This window comes from Cellulophaga omnivescoria (assembly GCF_027915275.1).
In the GTDB taxonomy this organism is placed as follows: Bacteria; Bacteroidota; Bacteroidia; order Flavobacteriales; family Flavobacteriaceae; genus Cellulophaga; species Cellulophaga omnivescoria.
On sequence record NZ_CP115819.1, the window covers coordinates 2396259 to 2416836 of the forward strand.

The 20578-nt window shown below is 34.5% G+C and carries 33 protein-coding genes; 31 read left to right on the plus strand and 2 right to left on the minus strand.

Annotation, left to right across the window (positions count from 1 at the left end):
- Positions 1-4: 4 nt before the first annotated feature.
- Positions 5-3235: a SusC/RagA family TonB-linked outer membrane protein gene (locus PBN93_RS10610; RefSeq protein ID WP_077406775.1), complete on the minus strand. Its 3231-nt coding sequence runs from the start codon at positions 3233-3235 to the stop codon at positions 5-7.
- Between the two features lie 335 nt (positions 3236-3570).
- Positions 3571-3837 (minus strand): hypothetical protein, encoded by a 267-nt coding sequence (locus PBN93_RS10615; protein WP_271080606.1) that lies wholly within the window; start codon positions 3835-3837, stop codon positions 3571-3573.
- 111 nt (positions 3838-3948) lie between these two features.
- Here PBN93_RS10615 and rpsL point away from each other — a divergent pair, with 111 nt between their 5' ends.
- The 31 genes from rpsL to PBN93_RS10770 all read left to right on the plus strand — a co-directional run bounded on the left by rpsL (position 3949) and on the right by PBN93_RS10770 (position 20558).
- On the plus strand, positions 3949-4323 hold the full coding sequence (gene rpsL, locus PBN93_RS10620) for a 30S ribosomal protein S12 (protein WP_013621708.1): 375 nt from the start codon (positions 3949-3951) through the stop codon (positions 4321-4323).
- 26 nt (positions 4324-4349) lie between these two features.
- On the plus strand, positions 4350-4826 hold the full coding sequence (gene rpsG, locus PBN93_RS10625) for a 30S ribosomal protein S7 (RefSeq protein ID WP_013621709.1): 477 nt from the start codon (positions 4350-4352) through the stop codon (positions 4824-4826).
- Positions 4827-4831: 5 nt separating this feature from the next.
- On the plus strand, positions 4832-6964 hold the full coding sequence (gene fusA / locus PBN93_RS10630) for an elongation factor G (protein ID WP_271080607.1): 2133 nt from the start codon (positions 4832-4834) through the stop codon (positions 6962-6964).
- A gap of 10 nt (positions 6965-6974) precedes the next feature.
- Positions 6975-7280: a 30S ribosomal protein S10 gene (rpsJ, locus tag PBN93_RS10635; protein ID WP_013621711.1), complete on the plus strand. Its 306-nt coding sequence runs from the start codon at positions 6975-6977 to the stop codon at positions 7278-7280.
- Positions 7281-7443: 163 nt separating this feature from the next.
- Entirely contained in the window at positions 7444-8061 is a 618-nt protein-coding gene (gene rplC / locus PBN93_RS10640; RefSeq protein WP_077406765.1) for a 50S ribosomal protein L3, read from the plus strand.
- Complete coding sequence (rplD, locus tag PBN93_RS10645; protein ID WP_077406762.1) at positions 8061-8690, plus strand: 50S ribosomal protein L4; 630 nt, start codon at positions 8061-8063, stop codon at positions 8688-8690. The genes rplC and rplD overlap by 1 nt, the downstream gene beginning before the upstream one ends.
- A 7-nt stretch (positions 8691-8697) precedes the next feature.
- Positions 8698-8988: a 50S ribosomal protein L23 gene (gene rplW / locus PBN93_RS10650; RefSeq protein WP_271080608.1), complete on the plus strand. Its 291-nt coding sequence runs from the start codon at positions 8698-8700 to the stop codon at positions 8986-8988.
- A gap of 9 nt (positions 8989-8997) precedes the next feature.
- Positions 8998-9822, plus strand: coding sequence for a 50S ribosomal protein L2 (gene rplB / locus PBN93_RS10655; RefSeq protein WP_077406756.1), 825 nt, complete (start codon positions 8998-9000; stop codon positions 9820-9822).
- A 12-nt stretch (positions 9823-9834) separates the two neighbouring features.
- Positions 9835-10113 carry a 30S ribosomal protein S19 gene (gene rpsS / locus PBN93_RS10660; protein ID WP_013621716.1) on the plus strand — a complete coding sequence of 93 codons (279 nt, stop codon included), beginning with the start codon at positions 9835-9837 and terminating at the stop codon, positions 10111-10113.
- A gap of 3 nt (positions 10114-10116) precedes the next feature.
- Positions 10117-10524, plus strand: coding sequence for a 50S ribosomal protein L22 (rplV, locus tag PBN93_RS10665; protein ID WP_013621717.1), 408 nt, complete (start codon positions 10117-10119; stop codon positions 10522-10524).
- Positions 10525-10533: 9 nt separating this feature from the next.
- The gene (rpsC, locus tag PBN93_RS10670; protein WP_013621718.1) at positions 10534-11250 is read left to right on the plus strand and encodes a 30S ribosomal protein S3; all 717 of its coding nucleotides are present in this window, start codon (positions 10534-10536) and stop codon (positions 11248-11250) included.
- Between the two features lie 20 nt (positions 11251-11270).
- Entirely contained in the window at positions 11271-11690 is a 420-nt protein-coding gene (gene rplP / locus PBN93_RS10675; RefSeq protein ID WP_077406753.1) for a 50S ribosomal protein L16, read from the plus strand.
- Positions 11691-11708: 18 nt separating this feature from the next.
- Complete coding sequence (gene rpmC, locus PBN93_RS10680) at positions 11709-11900, plus strand: 50S ribosomal protein L29 (RefSeq protein ID WP_013621720.1); 192 nt, start codon at positions 11709-11711, stop codon at positions 11898-11900.
- Between the two features lie 13 nt (positions 11901-11913).
- Positions 11914-12171, plus strand: a complete 258-nt coding sequence (gene rpsQ, locus PBN93_RS10685; protein WP_072303188.1) for a 30S ribosomal protein S17 — start codon at positions 11914-11916, stop codon at positions 12169-12171.
- Position 12172: 1 nt separating this feature from the next.
- The gene (gene rplN / locus PBN93_RS10690) at positions 12173-12541 is read left to right on the plus strand and encodes a 50S ribosomal protein L14 (RefSeq protein ID WP_034642780.1); all 369 of its coding nucleotides are present in this window, start codon (positions 12173-12175) and stop codon (positions 12539-12541) included.
- An 11-nt stretch (positions 12542-12552) separates the two neighbouring features.
- Positions 12553-12867, plus strand: a complete 315-nt coding sequence (gene rplX / locus PBN93_RS10695) for a 50S ribosomal protein L24 (protein ID WP_013621723.1) — start codon at positions 12553-12555, stop codon at positions 12865-12867.
- Between the two features lie 2 nt (positions 12868-12869).
- The gene (gene rplE, locus PBN93_RS10700; protein ID WP_013621724.1) at positions 12870-13421 is read left to right on the plus strand and encodes a 50S ribosomal protein L5; all 552 of its coding nucleotides are present in this window, start codon (positions 12870-12872) and stop codon (positions 13419-13421) included.
- A gap of 1 nt (position 13422) precedes the next feature.
- Positions 13423-13692: a 30S ribosomal protein S14 gene (rpsN, locus tag PBN93_RS10705; RefSeq protein WP_013621725.1), complete on the plus strand. Its 270-nt coding sequence runs from the start codon at positions 13423-13425 to the stop codon at positions 13690-13692.
- Between the two features lie 74 nt (positions 13693-13766).
- The gene (gene rpsH, locus PBN93_RS10710; RefSeq protein ID WP_013621726.1) at positions 13767-14165 is read left to right on the plus strand and encodes a 30S ribosomal protein S8; all 399 of its coding nucleotides are present in this window, start codon (positions 13767-13769) and stop codon (positions 14163-14165) included.
- Between the two features lie 19 nt (positions 14166-14184).
- Positions 14185-14727, plus strand: coding sequence for a 50S ribosomal protein L6 (rplF, locus tag PBN93_RS10715; protein WP_077406750.1), 543 nt, complete (start codon positions 14185-14187; stop codon positions 14725-14727).
- An 11-nt stretch (positions 14728-14738) separates the two neighbouring features.
- Positions 14739-15092: a 50S ribosomal protein L18 gene (rplR, locus tag PBN93_RS10720; RefSeq protein ID WP_013621728.1), complete on the plus strand. Its 354-nt coding sequence runs from the start codon at positions 14739-14741 to the stop codon at positions 15090-15092.
- Between the two features lie 6 nt (positions 15093-15098).
- Positions 15099-15623 (plus strand): 30S ribosomal protein S5, encoded by a 525-nt coding sequence (gene rpsE, locus PBN93_RS10725; protein ID WP_013621729.1) that lies wholly within the window; start codon positions 15099-15101, stop codon positions 15621-15623.
- Between the two features lie 10 nt (positions 15624-15633).
- Positions 15634-15813, plus strand: coding sequence for a 50S ribosomal protein L30 (gene rpmD, locus PBN93_RS10730; protein ID WP_013621730.1), 180 nt, complete (start codon positions 15634-15636; stop codon positions 15811-15813).
- Between the two features lie 16 nt (positions 15814-15829).
- On the plus strand, positions 15830-16282 hold the full coding sequence (gene rplO, locus PBN93_RS10735) for a 50S ribosomal protein L15 (RefSeq protein ID WP_013621731.1): 453 nt from the start codon (positions 15830-15832) through the stop codon (positions 16280-16282).
- 14 nt (positions 16283-16296) lie between these two features.
- Positions 16297-17640: a preprotein translocase subunit SecY gene (secY, locus tag PBN93_RS10740; RefSeq protein WP_077406747.1), complete on the plus strand. Its 1344-nt coding sequence runs from the start codon at positions 16297-16299 to the stop codon at positions 17638-17640.
- 3 nt (positions 17641-17643) lie between these two features.
- On the plus strand, positions 17644-17859 hold the full coding sequence (gene infA, locus PBN93_RS10745; protein ID WP_013305172.1) for a translation initiation factor IF-1: 216 nt from the start codon (positions 17644-17646) through the stop codon (positions 17857-17859).
- A 1-nt stretch (position 17860) separates the two neighbouring features.
- On the plus strand, positions 17861-17977 hold the full coding sequence (gene ykgO, locus PBN93_RS10750) for a type B 50S ribosomal protein L36 (protein ID WP_013621733.1): 117 nt from the start codon (positions 17861-17863) through the stop codon (positions 17975-17977).
- A gap of 2 nt (positions 17978-17979) precedes the next feature.
- The gene (gene rpsM / locus PBN93_RS10755; protein ID WP_077406744.1) at positions 17980-18354 is read left to right on the plus strand and encodes a 30S ribosomal protein S13; all 375 of its coding nucleotides are present in this window, start codon (positions 17980-17982) and stop codon (positions 18352-18354) included.
- Positions 18355-18453: 99 nt separating this feature from the next.
- Positions 18454-18846 (plus strand): 30S ribosomal protein S11, encoded by a 393-nt coding sequence (gene rpsK, locus PBN93_RS10760; protein WP_077406741.1) that lies wholly within the window; start codon positions 18454-18456, stop codon positions 18844-18846.
- 97 nt (positions 18847-18943) lie between these two features.
- Positions 18944-19549 (plus strand): 30S ribosomal protein S4, encoded by a 606-nt coding sequence (gene rpsD, locus PBN93_RS10765; protein WP_077406738.1) that lies wholly within the window; start codon positions 18944-18946, stop codon positions 19547-19549.
- A 16-nt stretch (positions 19550-19565) separates the two neighbouring features.
- Positions 19566-20558, plus strand: a complete 993-nt coding sequence (locus PBN93_RS10770) for a DNA-directed RNA polymerase subunit alpha (RefSeq protein ID WP_072303176.1) — start codon at positions 19566-19568, stop codon at positions 20556-20558.
- Positions 20559-20578 lie beyond the last annotated feature (20 nt).

Sequence of the window (20578 nt, forward strand, 5' to 3'; positions counted from 1 at the left end):
TAATTTAAAATTTAGCAGATAAATTAACACCAAATGATCTTGTTGGTGGAACCTGTGCGTTCTCCAAACCTTGTACATTACCAGAGCCAGTTATAACTTGAGGGTCAATATATGGTACATCTGCAGAGATTATTGCTAAGTTTCTACCAAATACGCTAAGATTTACACTAGTAAAAGGGAGGTCTTTTAATACTTTAGCAGGTAAAGAGTAACTTAATCTTATATCTCTAAATTTAATAAAGCTAGCATCATAAACGTTAGGAGCAGCTCTATTCCAATATGTTTGGTAATAAGTTTGTGGATCTATTCTTGTAGTATTTACAGCTCCAGTAGATGTTACACCAGGTAATACCATTCCGTTAGCTCTAGTGTCACTTTCACCATTAAAGGCTACAGTTTCTGGGTGCATACCTGAGTACTTAGCCCATTGTAAAGAAGTAGAGTGTATTATACCACCTTCTTGAAAATCTATTAAACCAGATAATGTAAAGTTTTTATATGTAAAAGATGTGCTTACACCACCAACCCAGTCGGCAATTGCAGATCCTAGGTAAACTCTTTCGTCAGTAAATAAGTAAGCACCATCATCACCAACAACTTTGTTTCCGTTGTCATCATAAATATAGTCTTGACCGTACATAGCCATATATGGTTTACCTTCTTGAATTCTTAAATCGGCAGCCCATGTTCCACCCATATTAATACTTTCAACTAAAGTTTCCCCATTTTCATCTTTTAACAATTCAACCACTTCATTTTTCTGTTGAGTAAGGTTTAAGCCTATATCCCATCTAAAGTTTTCAGTTTGAATTGGAGTACCATTAATCTGGAATTCAAAACCAGAGTTTTTCATACTACCTGCATTTAAAAGTTTAGAAGAATAGCCGGTAGATGAAGAAGTTGGCACGTTAAATATTTGGTCTTCCGTAAGTCTGTCATAGTAAGAAGCATCAATACTTAATCTACTATTAAATAATTTAACTAAAATACCAAATTCTGTTTCTGTAGTTAATTCATTTACTAAATCCGGATTTTGCTGCGAGTTAGGAACTGTGTACATCGGGAAACTTCCAAAATTAGGAGTTAGTGGAGAATATACATCAGATAGTCTATACGGATCTGCATCATTACCTGCTTGAGCAATACTAGCTCTAAGTTTAACAAAGTTTACAACGTTACTCCCTTTTATAAAATCTAATTCAGATAGTGCAAAACTTATAGAAGCTGCAGGGTAAAAATAACTGTTATTCTTTTTTGGAAGTGTAGAAGACCAGTCATTTCTAGCAGATAAATCTAAGAATAACATATCTTTAAATCCAAAAGAAGTAGATCCAAATATACTATTAATTCCTTTGTTAGCCTCGTAAGTGTCTGTGTTAGCAGCAGCACTAGAATTACTAATATTGTAAAAACGATCTACTACTAAACCACCAGAAGTTGCAGCAGTTATTCTTTTTGTAAACTGTCTCATTCTGTTAGCACCTAAAATACCACTAAACGTAAAGTCTTCAGAAAAATCTTTTTGGTAGTTTAATCTAACCTCAAAGTTGTTTTCTTGGAACTTTCTTTCAGTTTCAACATATTTAGAAGGATCTACTGATCTAAAAGGAATCCCTTCCATTAAACTAAATTGAGATATATCTGTTCCAAATTGAGAAGATAAACTTAAGTTATCAGTTATAGCATAGCTAAAGTTAGCGTTACCAAAAACTCTATTTCTTGTATCTTCTTGCATGAAGTTATTTCTTACCCATGATGGATTATCAAAATAATTAGGAGTAGGATCAAAAGAAGTTAAGTTACCAGAAGCATCTGTTACAATTCCTTTTGGGTTCCAAGTGTATTGGTTACCTTCTGTTGTGTTTTGTTGATTTTTAATTCTCTCAACATCTAATTGTGTTTGCCACCATTGGTTAAATCCTTGTAATGGGTTTCCGTTACTGTAACCAGTAATGTTTCTGTTTTGAGCTTCTGTTTTTATATAGCTCATTGTTACACCAGCTTTTAATTTATCTGTTAAATTATAAGTTGTGTTAAGGTTTACTGTGTTTCTTTGTAAAGCACCATTTGGCGTTGTGCCTGTTTGGTCTACATTAGAATAACCTAATCTAAAAGAGCCTTTTTCATTTGCGCCACTTAAAGCAACACTATTCATAAGAGTTACACCAGTATTGAAGAATGAATCATATGTGTTTTCAGGAGCAACCCAAGGTCTAGTTTCTTTGTAGTTACTTGCTCCTGGATCCCAAGAATCCCAATGTCTTACGTTTACACTTGGATCAAACTTTGGTCCCCAAGAACCATCTTTACCGTAATTTGGAGCTAAATAAGCCACACCGTCTTGTGTAAATTCATTAAATCCACTAGCTGTATTATATGATGAACCCCCACCGTAAACTCTTTGATGAGGTATTAAGTTTCTAACTTCGTCTATAGTAATACTACTGTCAAAAGTTACACCAAGACCTTTTTTGTCAGATCCATTTTTGGTCGTAATCAATATAACACCATTTGCACCTCTAGAACCATATATAGCAGTTGCGGCAGCACCTTTTAATACAGACATAGTTTTAATACTAGAAGGATCTATATCTGAGGCAGAGTTTCCGTAATCATAGTTACCTCCACCAAAACCTCTTTCTTGGCTAGAGTCAGAAAAACTTTGGTTACTTACTGGTACCCCATCAATCACAAACAATGGTTGGTTATTTCCTAAGAATGAGTTTGAACCTCTAATAGTTATTCTAGATGATCCACCTAAAGTTGAAGAACTACCTTGGATTTGTACACCGGCAACCTTACCTTGTAAAGAGTTTACAATGTTAACTTCTTTTGCATTGTCTATACTTTCACCAGTAACTTTTTGAACAGCATAACCAATTGCTTTTTCTTTTTTGCTGATACCAAGTCCAGTTACAACAACTTCTTGAAGAGTTTCGGCGTCCTCTTGCATCTGTACATTAATTACGCTAGAGCTACTAACGGTACGCGAAGTAGGTGTTTGACCTAAATAGGTAAATAAAAGTACTTGTCCGTTAGATGCGGAAATAGTGTATTTCCCATCAAAATCTGTTTGAGTACCTGTAGTTGTTCCTTTTACAAGGATGTTTACGCCTGGCAATGGTATACCGTCTTGGTCGGTAACTGTACCAGAAATCGTTTTTTGTTGTGCAAAAGTTAAGTGCACAATAAACGCTAAGAGTAGCGTCAAGATTCCTCTTTGTTTTGTTTTCATTTTTTTGAAATTTGAATTAGTCGGTACCAAAAATCAAAAAATATTGTTAATTAAAAAAATTAAATTCACTTTATTTTAACAAATAATATGAATTATTAAGATAACAACTGTTTTTTTATACTTTACATAAGTTTTCTATATGTATATTGTTGATGTATTATTAAGTATTATTTGTTATTAAAAAATAAAAATTATTAAAAACTTATATTTACTGTTGATCTTTTTTTTGTAATCACTAATTGTATATATTTTCTTTTCTGCTAAATAAGACCTTGCCATTTATTAAAGTTTGTGTCTTGTTGTAAAAAATGTAATTACTAGAATTTTGAAGTACTTTATACAAGCATTCCCATATCAATAGTATTTGCATTCTCATTTAATAATTTATCTTCAACTTTAAGACTTGTAAATTTATATGTAGCAATAGATAAATGATTTGAATCTTTTATATTACTCTTATGTATTACTTTAATTTCATCAATATAAATCCAGTTGCTGTCAACTATTTTATGTAAACCATTTTCGGGATAATTAATAGTGATAATTATATTAGATTTTGTAATTGATTTTTTGTTTTTATTTTTTGACTTTGGATACCTCAATTTTCGAAAAAAAATAAAATTAATATCTAACTGTTTGAATTTTAATAAATAATTACTACATTTGCCGCCCTTAAAAGAAGGGAAAAAAATTTATATACATATAAATATAGTATGCCAACAATTTCACAATTAGTACGAAAAGGAAGGGTCTCAATTACTAAGAAGAGTAAATCGGCTGCTTTGGATTCGTGTCCTCAAAGAAGAGGGGTTTGTACACGTGTTTACACTACTACTCCAAAGAAACCAAACTCTGCAATGCGTAAAGTTGCAAGGGTTAGGTTGACGAATGGAAAAGAAGTAAATGCTTACATCCCAGGTGAGGGTCACAATTTGCAAGAGCACTCGATAGTATTAGTAAGAGGCGGAAGAGTAAAAGATTTACCAGGTGTTAGATATCACATCGTTAGAGGTGCTTTGGATACGGCAGGTGTTGCTGGAAGAACTCAACGTAGATCAAAGTATGGAGCTAAACGCCCTAAGAAGTAATTAACTAACACTTTTAAAGAGAAGAAATGAGAAAAAAACAGGCGAAAAAAAGGCCTCTTTTACCGGATCCAAAATTTAATGATCAATTAGTGACGCGTTTCGTTAATATGATGATGTGGGATGGTAAAAAATCTGTTGCCTTTAAGGTGTTCTATGATGCAATTGCAATTGTAGATGAGAAAAATACTGACGAGGAAAAGTCGGCTTTGGAATTGTGGAAGGAAGCGTTATCTAATGTTATGCCTCACGTAGAAGTACGTAGTCGTAGAGTTGGTGGTGCTACTTTTCAGATACCTATGCAGATTAGGCCAGATCGTAAAATATCTACAGCTATGAAGTGGTTGATTAGTTATTCTCGTAAGAGAAATGAAAAATCAATGGCTCAGAAATTAGCTGCTGAAATCTTAGCTGCTGCTAAGGAGGAAGGTGCTGCTGTTAAAAAGAGAGTTGATACTCATAAGATGGCTGAAGCAAACAAGGCATTCTCACATTTTAGATTCTAATAGTAATGGGAAGAGATTTAAGATATACAAGGAATATAGGGATTGCAGCTCATATTGATGCTGGTAAAACAACAACAACTGAACGTATTTTATTTTATACGGGTGTTAGTCATAAAATAGGAGAAGTGCATGATGGTGCGGCTACTATGGACTGGATGGAGCAGGAGCAGGAAAGAGGTATTACAATTACTTCTGCTGCAACTACTTGTACTTGGCAGTTTCCAATGGAGAATGCAAAGCCATTGCCAGAAACTAAAGATTATCACTTTAATATAATTGATACTCCGGGCCACGTAGATTTTACTGTTGAGGTAAATAGATCTCTACGTGTTTTAGATGGTTTAGTTTTCTTGTTTAGTGCTGTTGATGGTGTTGAGCCTCAGTCAGAAACTAACTGGAGATTAGCTGATAACTATAAGGTTCCGCGTATTGGTTTTGTTAATAAAATGGATCGTCAAGGTTCTAACTTCTTAAAGGTTTGTGGTCAGGTAAAAACAATGTTAGGTTCTAATGCTGTTCCTATTGTTTTGCCAATTGGTGATGAAGCTGATTTTAGAGGTATTGTTGATTTGGCAAAGAATAGAGCTATTGTTTGGCATGATGAGAACTTTGGGGCAACTTTTGATGTTGTTGATATTCCTGAAGAGATGAAAGCTGAAGTGAAGCAGTATAGAGCTGCTTTAATAGAGGCTGTGGCTGAGTATGATGAGGAGTTAATGGAGAAATTTTTTGAGGATGAAGATTCAATCTCAGAGGAGGAAGTTCATGCTGCTTTAAGAGCTGCTGTTATGGATAGGGCAATTATTCCTATGGTTTGTGGTTCTTCATTTAAAAATAAAGGAGTGCAGTTTTTATTAGATGCTGTATGTAGATATTTGCCTTCTCCTGTAGATAAGGATGATATTGTAGGTACTGATCCGGATACTGGTGAAGCTGTTACTCGTAAGCCAGATGCTAAAGAGCCTTTTGCGGCATTGGCATTTAAAATTGCTACGGATCCATTTGTTGGTCGTTTAGCATTCTTTAGGGCTTATTCTGGTCGTTTAGATGCTGGTTCTTATATTTTAAATAATAGATCTGGTAAAAAAGAACGTATTTCTCGTATTTACCAAATGCATTCTAATAAGCAAAATGCTATTGATTATATCGAGGCGGGAGATATTGGTGCAGCTGTAGGTTTTAAAGATATTAAGACGGGTGATACTATGTCTGATGAAAAGAATCCTATCGTTTTGGAAAGTATGGATTTTCCAGACCCTGTAATTGGTATAGCAGTTGAGCCTAAAACTAAGGCTGATGTTGATAAATTGGGAATGGCTTTAGGTAAGTTAGCTGAAGAAGATCCTACGTTTACGGTTAGAACTGATGAGGCTTCAGGTCAGACAATTATATCTGGTATGGGTGAGCTTCACTTAGATATTATTGTTGATCGTTTAAAACGTGAATTTAAAGTAGAGGTGAATCAAGGTGAGCCTCAAGTTGAGTATAAAGAAGCATTAACAAGAACTGCTAACCATAGAGAAACTTACAAGAAGCAATCTGGTGGACGTGGTAAATTTGGAGATATTGTCTTTGAAATGGGTCCTGTGGATTCTGATTTTGAAGGAGAGGGTCTTCAGTTTGTTGATGAAATTAAAGGTGGTCGTATTCCAAAAGAATTTATACCTGCTGTTCAGAAAGGATTTGAAATTGCAATGAAAAATGGTCCTTTGGCTGGTTATGAGATGGATACTATGAAAATAGTTCTTAAAGATGGATCTTTCCACCCTGTGGATTCTGATGCATTATCTTTTGAGTTAGCTGCAAAAATGGGTTATAAAGCTGCAGGTAAGGCTGCTGGTGCTGTTATAATGGAACCTATAATGAAAATGGAGGTTTTGACTCCTGAGGAAAATATGGGTGATATTGTTGGTGATTTAAATAGAAGAAGAGGTGTTATTTCTAGTATGGATGATAGAGCTGGTTCTAAGGTTGTTAAGGCTGAGGTTCCTTTATCTGAAATGTTTGGTTATGTAACTTCATTAAGAACATTATCTTCTGGTAGAGCAACATCTACTATGGAATTTTCTCATTATGCAGAAACTCCATCTAACATATCTGAAGAAGTAATTAAGGCAGCAAAAGGAGTAACCGCTTAAATTTAGTAAAATGAGTCAAAAAATTAGAATAAAGTTAAAATCTTACGATCATAATTTGGTAGATAAATCTGCTGAGAAAATTGTAAAGACGGTTAAGACTACTGGAGCGGTTATTACGGGTCCAATTCCGTTACCAACTCACAAGAAAATATTTACAGTATTGCGTTCGCCGCACGTAAATAAGAAATCTAGAGAGCAGTTTCAGTTAAGTTCTTATAAGAGATTATTGGATATTTACAGTTCTTCTTCTAAAACTATTGATGCTCTAATGAAGTTAGAGTTACCAAGTGGTGTTGAAGTTGAGATTAAGGTTTAAGTATCTCTGTCTGCTTCTGTGTGAAGTGGATGACATGTCCTGAGCGTTTCGCGATGGAAAGACGGAAAAAAATAAATTCAGGGTTGAGTTATTTTTGACCCTGTTTTTTTGTCAAAAAGTTTTAAGTAGTAAATAAGTAATTAATAATTAATAATTAATAAATATGTCTGGGTTAATTGGAAGAAAGATTGGCATGACCAGCATCTTTGATGAAAATGGAAAAAATATTCCATGTACTGTAATCGAAGCTGGACCATGTGTTGTTACCCAAGTCAGAACCGAAGAAGTTGATGGGTATAGTGCTCTTCAGCTTGGTTTCGATGACAAGGCAGAAAAACGTGCTAATAAGGCTCAAATGGGTCATTTTAAAAAGGCAGGTACTTCTCCTAAGAAAAAAGTCGTTGAATTCCAAGGTTTTGAAGGTGAATACAAATTAGGTGATACATTAGGTGTAGATCAGTTTGTAGAGGGTGAATTTGTAGATGTAGTAGGTACGTCTAAAGGTAAAGGTTTTCAGGGTGTTGTTAAAAGACATGGCTTTGGAGGTGTTGGTCAGGCTACGCACGGTCAACATAACAGATTAAGGGCTCCAGGTTCTATTGGTGCTGCTTCTTATCCTGCGAGAGTGTTTAAGGGTATGAAGATGGCAGGTAGAATGGGTGGTGAGAGAGTCACTGTTCAAAACCTTAGAGTTTATAAAGTAGTTCCAGAAAAAAATCTTTTAGTAGTAAAAGGTTGTGTTCCTGGTCATAAAAACGCTTACGTAACTATTCAGAAGTAATGAAAGTAGCAGTTTTAGATAGTAAAGGAAAAGATACGGGTAGAAAGGTAGACCTTTCTGATTCGGTATTCGCAATAGAGCCTAATAAGCATGCTGTTTATTTAGATGTTAAGCAGTATTTAGCGCATCAGAGGCAAGGAAACCACAAGTCAAAGGAAAGAGCTGAGATTGCTGGTAGTACAAGAAAAATAAAGAAGCAAAAGGGAACAGGTACTGCTCGTGCGGGTAGTATTAAGTCTCCAGTTTTTAGAGGTGGTGGTCGTATTTTTGGTCCACGTCCTAAAGACTATAAGCAGAAGTTAAATAAAAACGTTAAGCGTTTGGCAAGAAAATCTGCTTTTAGTATCAAGCAAAATGAGAAAGCAATTTTAGTGGTTGAAGACTTTAATTTTGACGCTCCAAAAACTAAAGAATTTACGCAAGTTCTTAAGTCTTTGGGTATTGAAAATAAAAAATCTTTAATTGTGTTGGGTGATTCAAATAATAATGTATATTTGTCATCGCGCAATTTAAAGCGTTCGGAAGTTGTAATTAACTCAGAATTAAGCACTTACAAAATACTTAATGCTTCAAGTGTAGTGTTATTTGAAAGCGCATTAGAGGGAATTGTATCGAACTTAAACAAATAGAAAAGCAATGAGTGTATTAATTAAGCCAATAATTACGGAAAAAATGACCGCTGATAGCGAGTTGTATAATCGTTATGGTTTCGTTGTGGATTTAAATGCCAATAAGATCCAAATTAAGGATGCTGTAGAGCAGGCTTATGGGGTTACGGTAAAAGATGTTCGAACAATGATTTACGGACCAAAGCGTAAAACACGTCACACTAAGACAGGTGTGCAGCACGGAAAAACTAGTAGCTATAAGAAAGCTATTATTAACGTGGTAGAAGGAGATATAATTGATTTTTATAATAATCTATAAAGACAAAGAATGTCAGTTAGAAAATTAAAACCAATCACTCCAGGACAGCGATTTAGAGTAGTAAACGGATTTGACGCGATTACTACTGATAAGCCGGAGAAAAGTTTACTTGCTCCGTTAAAAAAGTCTGGAGGTAGAAACAGTCAGGGGAAAATGACAATGCGCCAAAAAGGTGGAGGTCATAAAAGAAGGTATCGTGTAGTTGATTTTAAGCGTGATAAACAAGGTGTTGTTGCGACTGTTGAATCTATACAATACGATCCTAATAGAACAGCTTTTATAGCATTAGTAGAGTATACTGATGGTGAAAAGAGATATGTTGTTGCTCAAAATGGATTAGAAGTTGGTCAGAAGATTTCTTCTGGTGAAACGGCATCTCCTGAAATAGGAAATGCATTACCGTTGAGTGCTATACCATTAGGTACAATTATTTCTTGTATAGAACTACGTCCTGGACAAGGAGCTGTTATGGCTAGAAGTGCAGGTACTTTTGCTCAATTGATGGCAAAAGATGGAAAATTTGTAACTGTTAAGTTGCCTTCTGGTGAAACTAGATTAGTTTTAGCGGGTTGTATGGCTACGATAGGTGCAGTATCAAATTCGGATCACCAATTGCTTGTGTCTGGTAAAGCAGGTAGAAGTAGATGGTTAGGAAGAAGACCAAGAACAAGACCGGTAGCAATGAACCCAGTGGATCACCCAATGGGAGGTGGTGAAGGTAGAGCTTCAGGTGGTCATCCAAGATCAAGAAATGGTATTCCTGCTAAAGGATTTAGAACTCGTTCTAAAACTAAGGATACAAATAGATATATATTAGAACGTAGAAAGAAATAAAATTAGAAAAAAATGGCACGTTCACTAAAGAAAGGACCTTACGTTCATTATAGTTTAGAGAAAAAAGTTCAACAAAATGTTGAGTCGGGTAAAAAAGCGGTTATTAAGACTTGGTCTAGAGCTTCTATGATTACTCCTGATTTTGTTGGTCAAACTATAGCAGTACACAACGGTAGACAATTTGTTCCTGTTTATGTAACAGAGAATATGGTAGGGCATAAATTAGGAGAATTTTCACCAACAAGATCATTTAGAGGTCATGCTGGTGCGAAGAACAAAGGAAAAAAGTAAGCTATGGGAGTTCGTAAAAAACAGATGGCCGAAAGAATTAAGGCTGAAAAGAAAAAGATTGCTTTTGCAAAGTTGAATAATTGTCCAACTTCGCCTAGAAAAATGCGTCTTGTTGCAGATTTAATTAGAGGTGTACAGGTAGAAAAAGCTTTGGCTATTTTAAAGTTTAGTCAAAAAGAAGCTTCTAGAAGAGTAGAAAAGTTGTTGCTTTCTGCTATTGCTAACTGGCAGTCTAAAAATGAAGATGCAGATATAGAAGAAGCTGATCTTATTGTTAAAGAAATAAGAGTTGATAGTGGTGCAATGTTAAAAAGGTTAAGACCAGCACCTCAAGGAAGAGCACATAGAATTAGAAAACGTTCTAACCACGTAACATTGGTTTTAGAATCTAACAATAAAACTCAAAGCTAAGACATTACTATGGGACAAAAAACAAATCCAATCGGGAATCGTCTAGGTATCATCAGAGGTTGGGAATCTAACTGGTACGGTGGAAATGATTATGGAGATAAATTAGCAGAGGATGATAAAATACGTAAGTATGTTCATGCTCGTTTAGCAAAAGCTAGTGTTTCTAGAGTTATTATAGAGCGTACTTTAAAGCTTGTTACTGTAACTATAACTACCGCTAGACCAGGTATCATAATTGGTAAAGGTGGTCAGGAAGTAGATAAGTTAAAAGAGGAGCTTAAGAAGATTACAAGTAAAGAAGTTCAGATAAATATTTTTGAAATTAAGAGACCAGAGGTTGATGCAAATCTTGTAGCTGCTAGTGTTGCTCGTCAAATTGAAAATAGGATTTCTTATAGAAGAGCTATAAAAATGGCAATTGCTGCTGCAATGAGAATGAATGCAGAGGGTATAAAAATTCAAATCTCTGGAAGATTAAACGGTGCTGAAATGGCACGTTCTGAAGCTTACAAAGATGGTAGAATTCCTTTGTCTACTTTTAGAGCAGATATAGACTATGCATTAAATGAAGCACATACTACTTATGGAAGATTAGGTATTAAAGTGTGGATTATGAAAGGCGAGGTTTATGGTAAAAGAGAACTTTCTCCGCTAGTTGGTATGTCTAAAGGACAGGGCAAAGGTGGAAGAAATGAAGGGCCTAAGAAACAACGTCGTAGAAAGTAATTATTTAAAGAGATAGAGAAATGTTACAACCAAAAAGAACCAAATTTCGTAAAGCGCAGAAAGGCCGTATGAAAGGACTTTCGCAAAGAGGGCATCAGCTTTCTAACGGTATGTTCGGTATAAAATCTTTAGATTCTAAGTTTATTACTTCACGTCAGATAGAGGCGGCTCGTATTGCTGCTACTAGATATATGAAGAGAGAAGGACAGTTATGGATTAAAATATTTCCGGACAAGCCTATTACTAAAAAGCCTTTAGAGGTACGTATGGGTAAAGGTAAAGGTGCTCCAGAATATTTTGTTGCTGTTGTGAAACCAGGTAGAATTATGTTTGAGGTAGCGGGTGTTCCTATGGATATCGCAAAAGAGGCTTTACGTCTTGCGGCTCAAAAATTACCGGTAAAGACTAAGTTTATTGTTGCTAGAGATTATTCAGCTTAATTTATAATTTAAGGAATCATGAAACAATCAGAAGTAAAAGAATTATCAGTTGAAGATTTAAAAAATAAATTAGCTGAGTATAAGAAACAGTATGGCGATTTAAAATTAGCGCATTCTGTTACGCCTTTGGAGAATCCACTTCAAATCAGAAAGACGAGAAGAACGGTGGCTAGACTAGCAACTGAATTAACTAAAAGGGATAACCAATAATTGGTTCTGCTTTATGGAAAAAAGAAATTTAAGAAAAGAGAGAATAGGAGTTGTTACTAGCAACAAAATGGAGAAATCAATTGTGGTTTCAGAAGTTAAGCGTGTTAAGCACCCTATGTACGGTAAGTTCGTGTTAAAAACTAAGAAATACGTTGCGCACGACGAAACAAACGATTGCAATATTGGTGATACAGTAAAAATAATGGAAACTCGTCCATTGAGTAGAACTAAGTGTTGGAGATTGGTGGAAATTTTAGAAAGAGCTAAATAATATGTTACAGCAAGAATCTAGACTAAAAGTGGCAGACAATACAGGGGCAAAAGAAGTTTTGACTATACGTGTATTGGGCGGTACAAAAAGAAGATATGCATCTGTTGGAGATAAAATAGTAGTGTCTGTTAAGGATGCTACTCCAAACGGAGGTATCAAAAAGGGTGCTGTTTCAACTGCAGTGGTTGTAAGAACAAAGAAAGAAGTAAGAAGACAAGATGGATCTTACATTCGTTTTGATGATAATGCGTGTGTGTTGTTAAACCCAACAGGTGAGATGAGAGGTACGCGTGTTTTTGGACCTGTTGCAAGAGAGCTTCGTGATAAGCAATTCATGAAGATTGTTTCATTAGCCCCTGAGGTACTTTAATATTCAGAAAAATGATGAAGTTAAAAATTAAAACAGGAGATACAGTAAGAATTATAGCTGGAGACCATAAAGGTACAGAAGGTAAGGTTGTTAGTGTAGATCGTGAAAAAAATAAGGCAATTGTTGAAGGTGCTAATATGGTGTCTAAACACGAAAAGCCTAGCGCAAACAATCCTCAAGGAGGAATCGTTAAAAAGGAAGCTCCATTACACATTTCTAACCTATCTTTAATAGATCCTAAATCAGGAGAAACTACAAGAGTTGGTTATGAAGTAAGAGATGGTAAGAAAGTGAGATTTTCTAAAAAATCTAATGAAGTAATTTAATTATGACTTACACTCCAAGATTAAAACAAGAATATAAAGAGCGTATTGTGTCTTCTCTTACAGAAGAGTTTGAATACAAAAACGTTATGCAGGTGCCAAAACTTACTAAAATAGTTTTAAGTAGAGGTATTGGTGCTGCAGTTGCAGATAAAAAGCTTATAGATCACGCTATTGATGAGTTAACGCTTATCACTGGTCAAAAGGCAGTTTCTACAATGTCTAAAAAAGATGTTGCTTCATTTAAATTACGTAAAGGTATGCCAATTGGTGCTAAGGTTACGTTAAGAGGTGAGAGAATGTATGAGTTTTTAGATAGGTTAATTACAAGTGCATTACCACGTGTTAGAGATTTTCAGGGTATTAAGGCTACAGGTTTTGATGGTCGAGGAAACTATAACTTAGGTATTACAGAGCAAATTATATTTCCTGAAATAAACATTGATAAGATTAATAGAATCAATGGTATGGATATTACATTTGTAACTACTGCTGAGACTGATAAAGAAGCTAAATCATTATTAACTCATTTAGGATTACCTTTTAAAAAGAATTAGTATGGCTAAAGAATCAATGAAGGCCCGCGAAAGAAAAAGAGCGGCAACAGTTGCAAAATATGCTGAAAAAAGAAAAGCTTTAAAAGAAGCTGGAGATTATGAAGCATTACAAAAATTACCAAAAAATGCTTCGCCTGTTCGTATGCACAACAGATGTAAGTTAACAGGAAGACCAAAGGGTTATATGAGAACTTTTGGTATTTCTAGGGTAACTTTTAGAGAAATGGCTAACAATGGTTTAATCCCAGGGGTTAAAAAAGCAAGTTGGTAAACAATAAACAATCAATATAAATTGGTTTCAGGTTTAACAAAGAAGTTAAAAACCGTCACCGCAAATTATTTTAAATGGTAACAGATCCTATAGCAGATTATTTAACAAGAGTTAGAAATGCCAGTCGTGCAGGTCACAGAGTGGTAGAGATTCCTGCTTCAAATCTAAAAACAGAAATAACTAAAATATTATTCGATCAAGGGTATATTTTAAGTTATAAAGTCATTGAAGACGCAGTACAGGGTACAATTAAAATTGCTTTGAAATATAATAAAGCAACTAAAGAGCCTGTAATTAAAAAAATACAACGAGTAAGTAAGCCAGGTTTACGTAAGTATGCTGGTTCTTCAGACTTGCCAAGAGTACTTAACGGTTTAGGTATCGCTATAGTTTCTACTTCTCATGGAGTTATGACTAGCAAGCAAGCTAAGTTAGAAAAAGTTGGTGGTGAAGTTTTATGCTACGTTTATTAATCTATAAAGAATAAGAATAATGTCTAGAATAGGTAATAATCCAGTAACAATTCCTGAGGGTGTAACCGTAGAGGTTAACGACAATGTAGTTACTATGAAAGGTAAGTTGGGTGAATTAACTCAAGAGTTTTCAGGAGTTTCAGTAAAAATAGAAGAAGGATCAATCATTGTAACGAGAAATTCTGAGCATAAAAACGATAAAGCTAAACATGGTTTGTATAGAGCTTTATTTTTTAATATGATAGAAGGGGTTTCTAAAGGTTGGACTAAAGAATTAGAATTGGTTGGTGTTGGTTATAGAGCTAGCCACCAAGGACAAAAATTAGATTTGGCTGTTGGTTTTTCACACAACATAGTAATGGACATAGCTCCTGAAGTTAAAGTGGAAACAGTTTCTGAGAAAGGAAAGAATCCAATTGTAAAATTAACATCTTTTGACAAGCAATTAGTAGGTCAAGTAGCGGCTAAAATTAGAGCTTTCCGTAAGCCAGAGCCATACAAAGGAAAAGGTATTAAGTTTGTTGGAGAAATATTAAGAAGAAAAGCAGGTAAATCAGCTTAATAATTAGCAATATGGGATTATCAAAGACTGAAAGAAGATACAGAATCAAGAGAAGGATTAGAAAAGTTTCATTTGGAACTGCAACTAGACCAAGATTAGCTGTATTTAGAAGTAATAAGGAAATTTACGCTCAAATTATTGATGATAATGCAGGAACTACTTTAGTTGCTGCTTCATCAAGAGATAAAGAGTTAGATGCAAAAGGAACTAAAATAGAAATAGCAAACCAAGTTGGTAAGGCTATTGCTGAAAAGGCTTTAAAAGCTGGTATAGAGACTATTGCTTTTGATAGAGGTGGAAACTTATACCACGGAAGAATTAAATCATTAGCAGAAGGTGCTAGAGAAGGCGGACTTAAATTCTAATATATTATGTACCAAAAATATAAAAACGTAGAAACAGTTAAACCAGGTGGATTGGATTTAAAAGATCGTCTGGTTGGTGTACAAAGAGTTACTAAGGTAACAAAAGGTGGTAGAGCTTTTGGTTTTTCTGCTATAGTTGTTGTAGGAGATGAAAATGGTGTTGTAGGACACGGTTTAGGAAAATCTAAAGATGTTGCTACTGCTATAGCAAAAGCTGTTGAAGACGCAAAAAAGAATTTAATTAGAATCCCTCTAATCAAAGGAACTATACCTCACGAGCAAAAAGGTAAATTTGGTGGAGCACGTGTATACATTCAGCCTGCATCTCACGGTACAGGTGTAATTGCTGGTGGAGCTTTAAGAGCTGTATTAGAAGCAGTTGGTGTACATGATGTATTATCAAAATCACAAGGATCTTCTAACCCTCATAACGTAGTTAAGGCAACTTTTGATGCTTTATTGCAAATTAGGGATGCAAAAACAATTGCAGATCAAAGAGGAGTATCTTTAGAAAAAGTATTTAAAGGATAAATAGGATACAATGGGAAAGATTAAAGTAAAGCAAGTTAAGAGTAATATTAAACAGACTCAAAGACAAAAAAGAACCTTAGAGGCTCTTGGGCTTAGAAAAATTGGTCAAGTTGTTGAGCATGAGGCTACGCCAAATATCCTTGGTATGGTAAATAAAGTTGAACATTTAGTTTCTACTGAAGAAGCTTAATTATAAATTTATCAAGATGAATTTAAGTAATTTAACACCTGCAGAAGGTGCTGTTAATAAAGCAGGTAAAATCGTAGGTAGAGGACAAGGTTCAGGTAAAGGTGGTACTGCTACTAGAGGGCACAAAGGTGCTAAATCTAGGTCTGGTTACTCTAAGAAAATTGGTTTTGAAGGTGGACAGATGCCGTTGCAAAGACGAGTGCCTAAGTTTGGTTTCACAAACATTAATAGAAAAGAATACCAAGGTATTAATCTTGACAAACTACAAGGTTTGGTTGAAAAAGGAGCTATAAAAGATGTAGTTACTTTTGAAACTCTAGTTGAGAATAGATTAGTAAGAAAAAATGATTTGGTTAAGATTTTAGGTGGTGGTGAGTTAAAAGCTTCACTTAAGATTTCTGCTCACAAATTTACTGCGTCTGCAAAGCAAGCTATTGAGGCTGCTGGAGGAGAAGCAATAAGTCTTTAATCACTAAACAGAAGATGAAGAAATTTTTTGATACCATATCCAATATTTGGAAAATAGAAGAGTTAAGAAACAGAATAATTATTACGCTTACTTTACTATTAGTATACCGTTTTGGTGCTCAAATTGCACTACCAGGGATAGACTCTCAGGAATTGGGTAATTTACAATCGGGTACAGAACAAGGTATATTTGGTTTATTAAATGCATTTACAGGTGGTGCTTTTGCCAAAGCATCTGTTTTTGCATTAGGTATAATGCCTTATATTTCTGCATCTATTGTAGTGCAATTAATGGGTATAGCTATCCCTTACCTTCAAAAATTACAAAAAGAAGGAGAGAGTGGTAGAAAAACAATTAACCAAATCACAAGATGGTTAACAATTGCTATATGTATAGTACAGGCTCCTGCTTATTTATTAGGTTTAGGTGCATTTGGTGTTCCGGATAGTGCTTTTGTATTAGGTAAGGGATTAGATTTTATGATTCCTGCTGTTATAATACTAGTTACTGGTACTGTATTTGCTATGTGGTTGGGTGAAAAAATAACTGACAAGGGAATTGGTAATGGTATATCATTATTAATAATGATTGGTATTATTGCAACAATGCCGCAGGCATTTATGCAAGAAGTAGCTTCTAGAACTGGTGAAAATACTGGTGGTCCGATGTTAATATTGGTAGAGGTTATTTTGTGGTTCCTGGTTATATTGGCATCTGTACTTATTGTATTAGCAACTCGTCAAATACCTGTTCAGTACGCTAGAAGGACTGCTTCTGGGGGTTATGAAAAAAATATTACTGGGTCTAGACAATATATTCCTTTAAAATTAAATGCATCTGGTGTAATGCCAATAATATTTGCGCAAGCTCTTATGTTTTTGCCAGGTATGATTGGTAAGTATTTTAATACTTCTGCAATAGGTTCATGGTTTGAGGTTAATTTTCAGGATCCTTTTGGATTAGCATATAATGTTTTATTTGCTTTTCTAATTATAATATTCACATATTTTTATACTGCTATCACGGTACCAACAAATAAGATGGCAGATGACTTAAAAAGAAGTGGTGGATTTGTACCAGGAACAAGGCCTGGGAAAGAAACTGCAGATTTTTTAGATAAAATTATGTCATTAATTACGTTACCCGGATCTATTTTCTTAGCTTTGCTGGCTGTTTTACCAGCTATTGTTGTTCAATTGCTAGGAATTCAAGGAAATTGGGCAATGTTTTATGGTGGAACATCACTATTAATTATGGTAGGTGTAGCAATTGATACAGTTCAACAAGTGAATTCATATTTGTTAAATAGACATTATGATGGCTTAATGAAAAGTGGTAAAAATAGAAAAGTAGCATAAGTTATGGCTAAACAAGCAGCGATAGAGCAAGACGGATCTATAATTGAAGCATTGTCAAATGCAATGTTCCGTGTGGAGTTAGAAAACGGACACGTGGTAACAGCGCATATTTCTGGAAAGATGAGAATGCATTATATTAAATTATTACCAGGTGATAAGGTTAAATTAGAAATGAGCCCTTATGACTTGACTAAAGCAAGAATTACATATAGATATTAAGATGAAAGTAAGAGCATCAATAAAAAAGAGAAGTGCCGAGTGCAAAATAGTGCGCAGAAAAGGACGGTTGTACGTAATTAATAAAAAGAATCCTAGATTTAAACAAAGACAAGGGTAATTATGGCAAGAATTGCAGGTGTAGATATACCAAAACAGAAAAGAGGAGTTATAGCTTTAACCTATATATTTGGTGTAGGTAGAAGTAGAGCTAAAGATATTTTAGCTAAAGCCCAAGTTAGTGAAGATACAAAAGTATCAGATTGGAATGATGACGAGATTGGTCGTATTCGTGATGCTGTATCTGAGTTTACAATTGAAGGTGAATTACGTTCAGAAATTCAATTAAGCATTAAGCGTTTAATGGATATTGGATGTTATAGAGGAATTCGTCATAGATCTGGTTTGCCTTTAAGAGGTCAAAGAACTAAGAACAACTCTAGAACTAGAAAAGGTAAAAGAAAAACTGTTGCTAATAAGAAAAAAGCGACTAAATAATTAAAAGTCATTAGTATTTAGTAGTTGGATTGAATCTGTTTGAAATGTGATAGTTTAGGATTCTAATACTAACAACTAACAACTAAAAACTAGAAAAATATGGCAAAATCAAATACAAAAACAACTAAAAAACGTAAAGTTATAGTTGAATCTGTTGGAGAAGCACACGTAACGGCTTCTTTTAACAACATTATTATTTCTTTAACAAACAAAAAAGGAGATGTAATCTCTTGGTCATCTGCCGGTAAAATGGGTTTTAGAGGATCTAAGAAAAATACTCCTTATGCAGCTCAAGTAGCGTCTGAAGATTGTGCTAAAGTTGCACATGAAGCTGGACTAAGAAAAGTTAAAGTTTATGTTAAAGGACCTGGTAACGGTAGAGAATCTGCAATTCGTGCAATTCACAACTCAGGAATAGAAGTAACAGAAATTATTGATGTTACTCCATTACCGCACAACGGTTGTAGACCTCCAAAAAGAAGAAGAGTTTAATTAAATTAATAGCCCTAAGGGCATTTCACAGAAAGTGTAATTACGATTATCGAAGGATAAGCCTTAATTCATAATCTCACTTTCAAAATTTTAGAAAATGGCAAGATATACAGGACCTAAAACTAAGATCGCACGTAAATTCGGAGAAGCGATATTTGGAGAAGATAAGTCTTTTGAAAAAAAGAATTACCCTCCAGGACAACACGGTAACAATAGACGTCGTGGAAAAAAATCTGAATATGCTATCCAATTAATGGAGAAGCAAAAAGCTAAATATTCTTACGGGATTTTAGAAAAACAATTTAGAAACTTATTTGCAAAAGCAAACAGTAGTAAAGGAGTAACTGGTGAAGTATTACTTCAGTTATGTGAATCTCGTTTAGATAACGTTGTTTACAGAATGGGTATTTCTAACTCAAGAAGAGGAGCAAGACAATTAGTTTCTCACCGTCACATTACAGTTAATGGAGAATTGGTAAACATACCATCTTATTCTTTAAAGCCAGGAGATGTTGTAGGTGTTAGAGAAAAATCTAAATCATTATCTGCTATACAAGATGCATTGGCTGCAAATAGCCGAGTATACGAGTGGATAACTTGGAATTCTGAAAAAAGCGAAGGTACTTATGTATCTATCCCAGAAAGAGTTCAGATTCCAGAGAATATCAAGGAACAACTAATCGTCGAGTTATACTCTAAATAAACAACCTAATTCAACTATGGCATTATTAAATTTTCAGAAGCCCGATAAAGTTATAATGATCGATTCTACAGATTTTGAAGGGAAATTTGAATTTCGTCCTTTAGAGCCTGGTTATGGATTGACTGTTGGAAACGCATTAAGAAGAGTATTACTTTCTGCATTAGAAGGTTTTGCAATTACTTCTGTAAGAATGGATAAAGTAGAACATGAGTTCTCTGTTATTCCTGGTGTTGTTGAAGACGTTACAGAAATGATTTTAAACTTAAAACAAGTTCGTTTTAAGAGACAAATAGAAGATGTTGAAACTGAAACTGTTTCAATTTCTGTAAGTGGAAAAAATCAGTTAACTGCGGGTGATTTTCAGAAATTTATTTCTGGGTACCAAGTATTAAATCCTGATTTAGTGATTTGTAATATGGATGCTAAAGTTAGCATTAATATGGAAATTGTTATTGAAAAAGGAAGAGGATACGTACCAGCAGAAGAGAATAAAAAGCCTGGTGCTGCTATAGGAACTATTCCAATTGATTCTATTTTTACGCCTATTAAAAACGTAAAATATAGTATTGAGAACTATCGTGTTGAACAAAAAACTGATTACGAAAAACTAGTTTTTGAAATCAGTAGCGATGGATCAATAAATCCTAAAGATGCTTTAACTGAAGCTGCTAAGGTTTTAATTCATCACTTTATGTTGTTTTCTGATGAGCGCATTACGCTAGAAGCTGATGAAATAGCTCAGACTGAAACTTATGATGAAGAATCATTACACATGCGTCAGTTGCTTAAAACTAAATTAGTAGATATGGATTTATCAGTTCGTGCACTAAATTGTTTAAAAGCAGCAGAAGTAGATACATTAGGAGACTTAGTTTCATTTAATAAAAACGATCTTATGAAGTTTAGAAACTTCGGTAAAAAATCATTAACTGAATTAGAGGAGTTAGTGATTAATAAAGGATTGAGTTTTGGAATGGACTTGTCAAAATATAAATTGGATAAAGATTAATTTTATTTCCATTAAAGGAG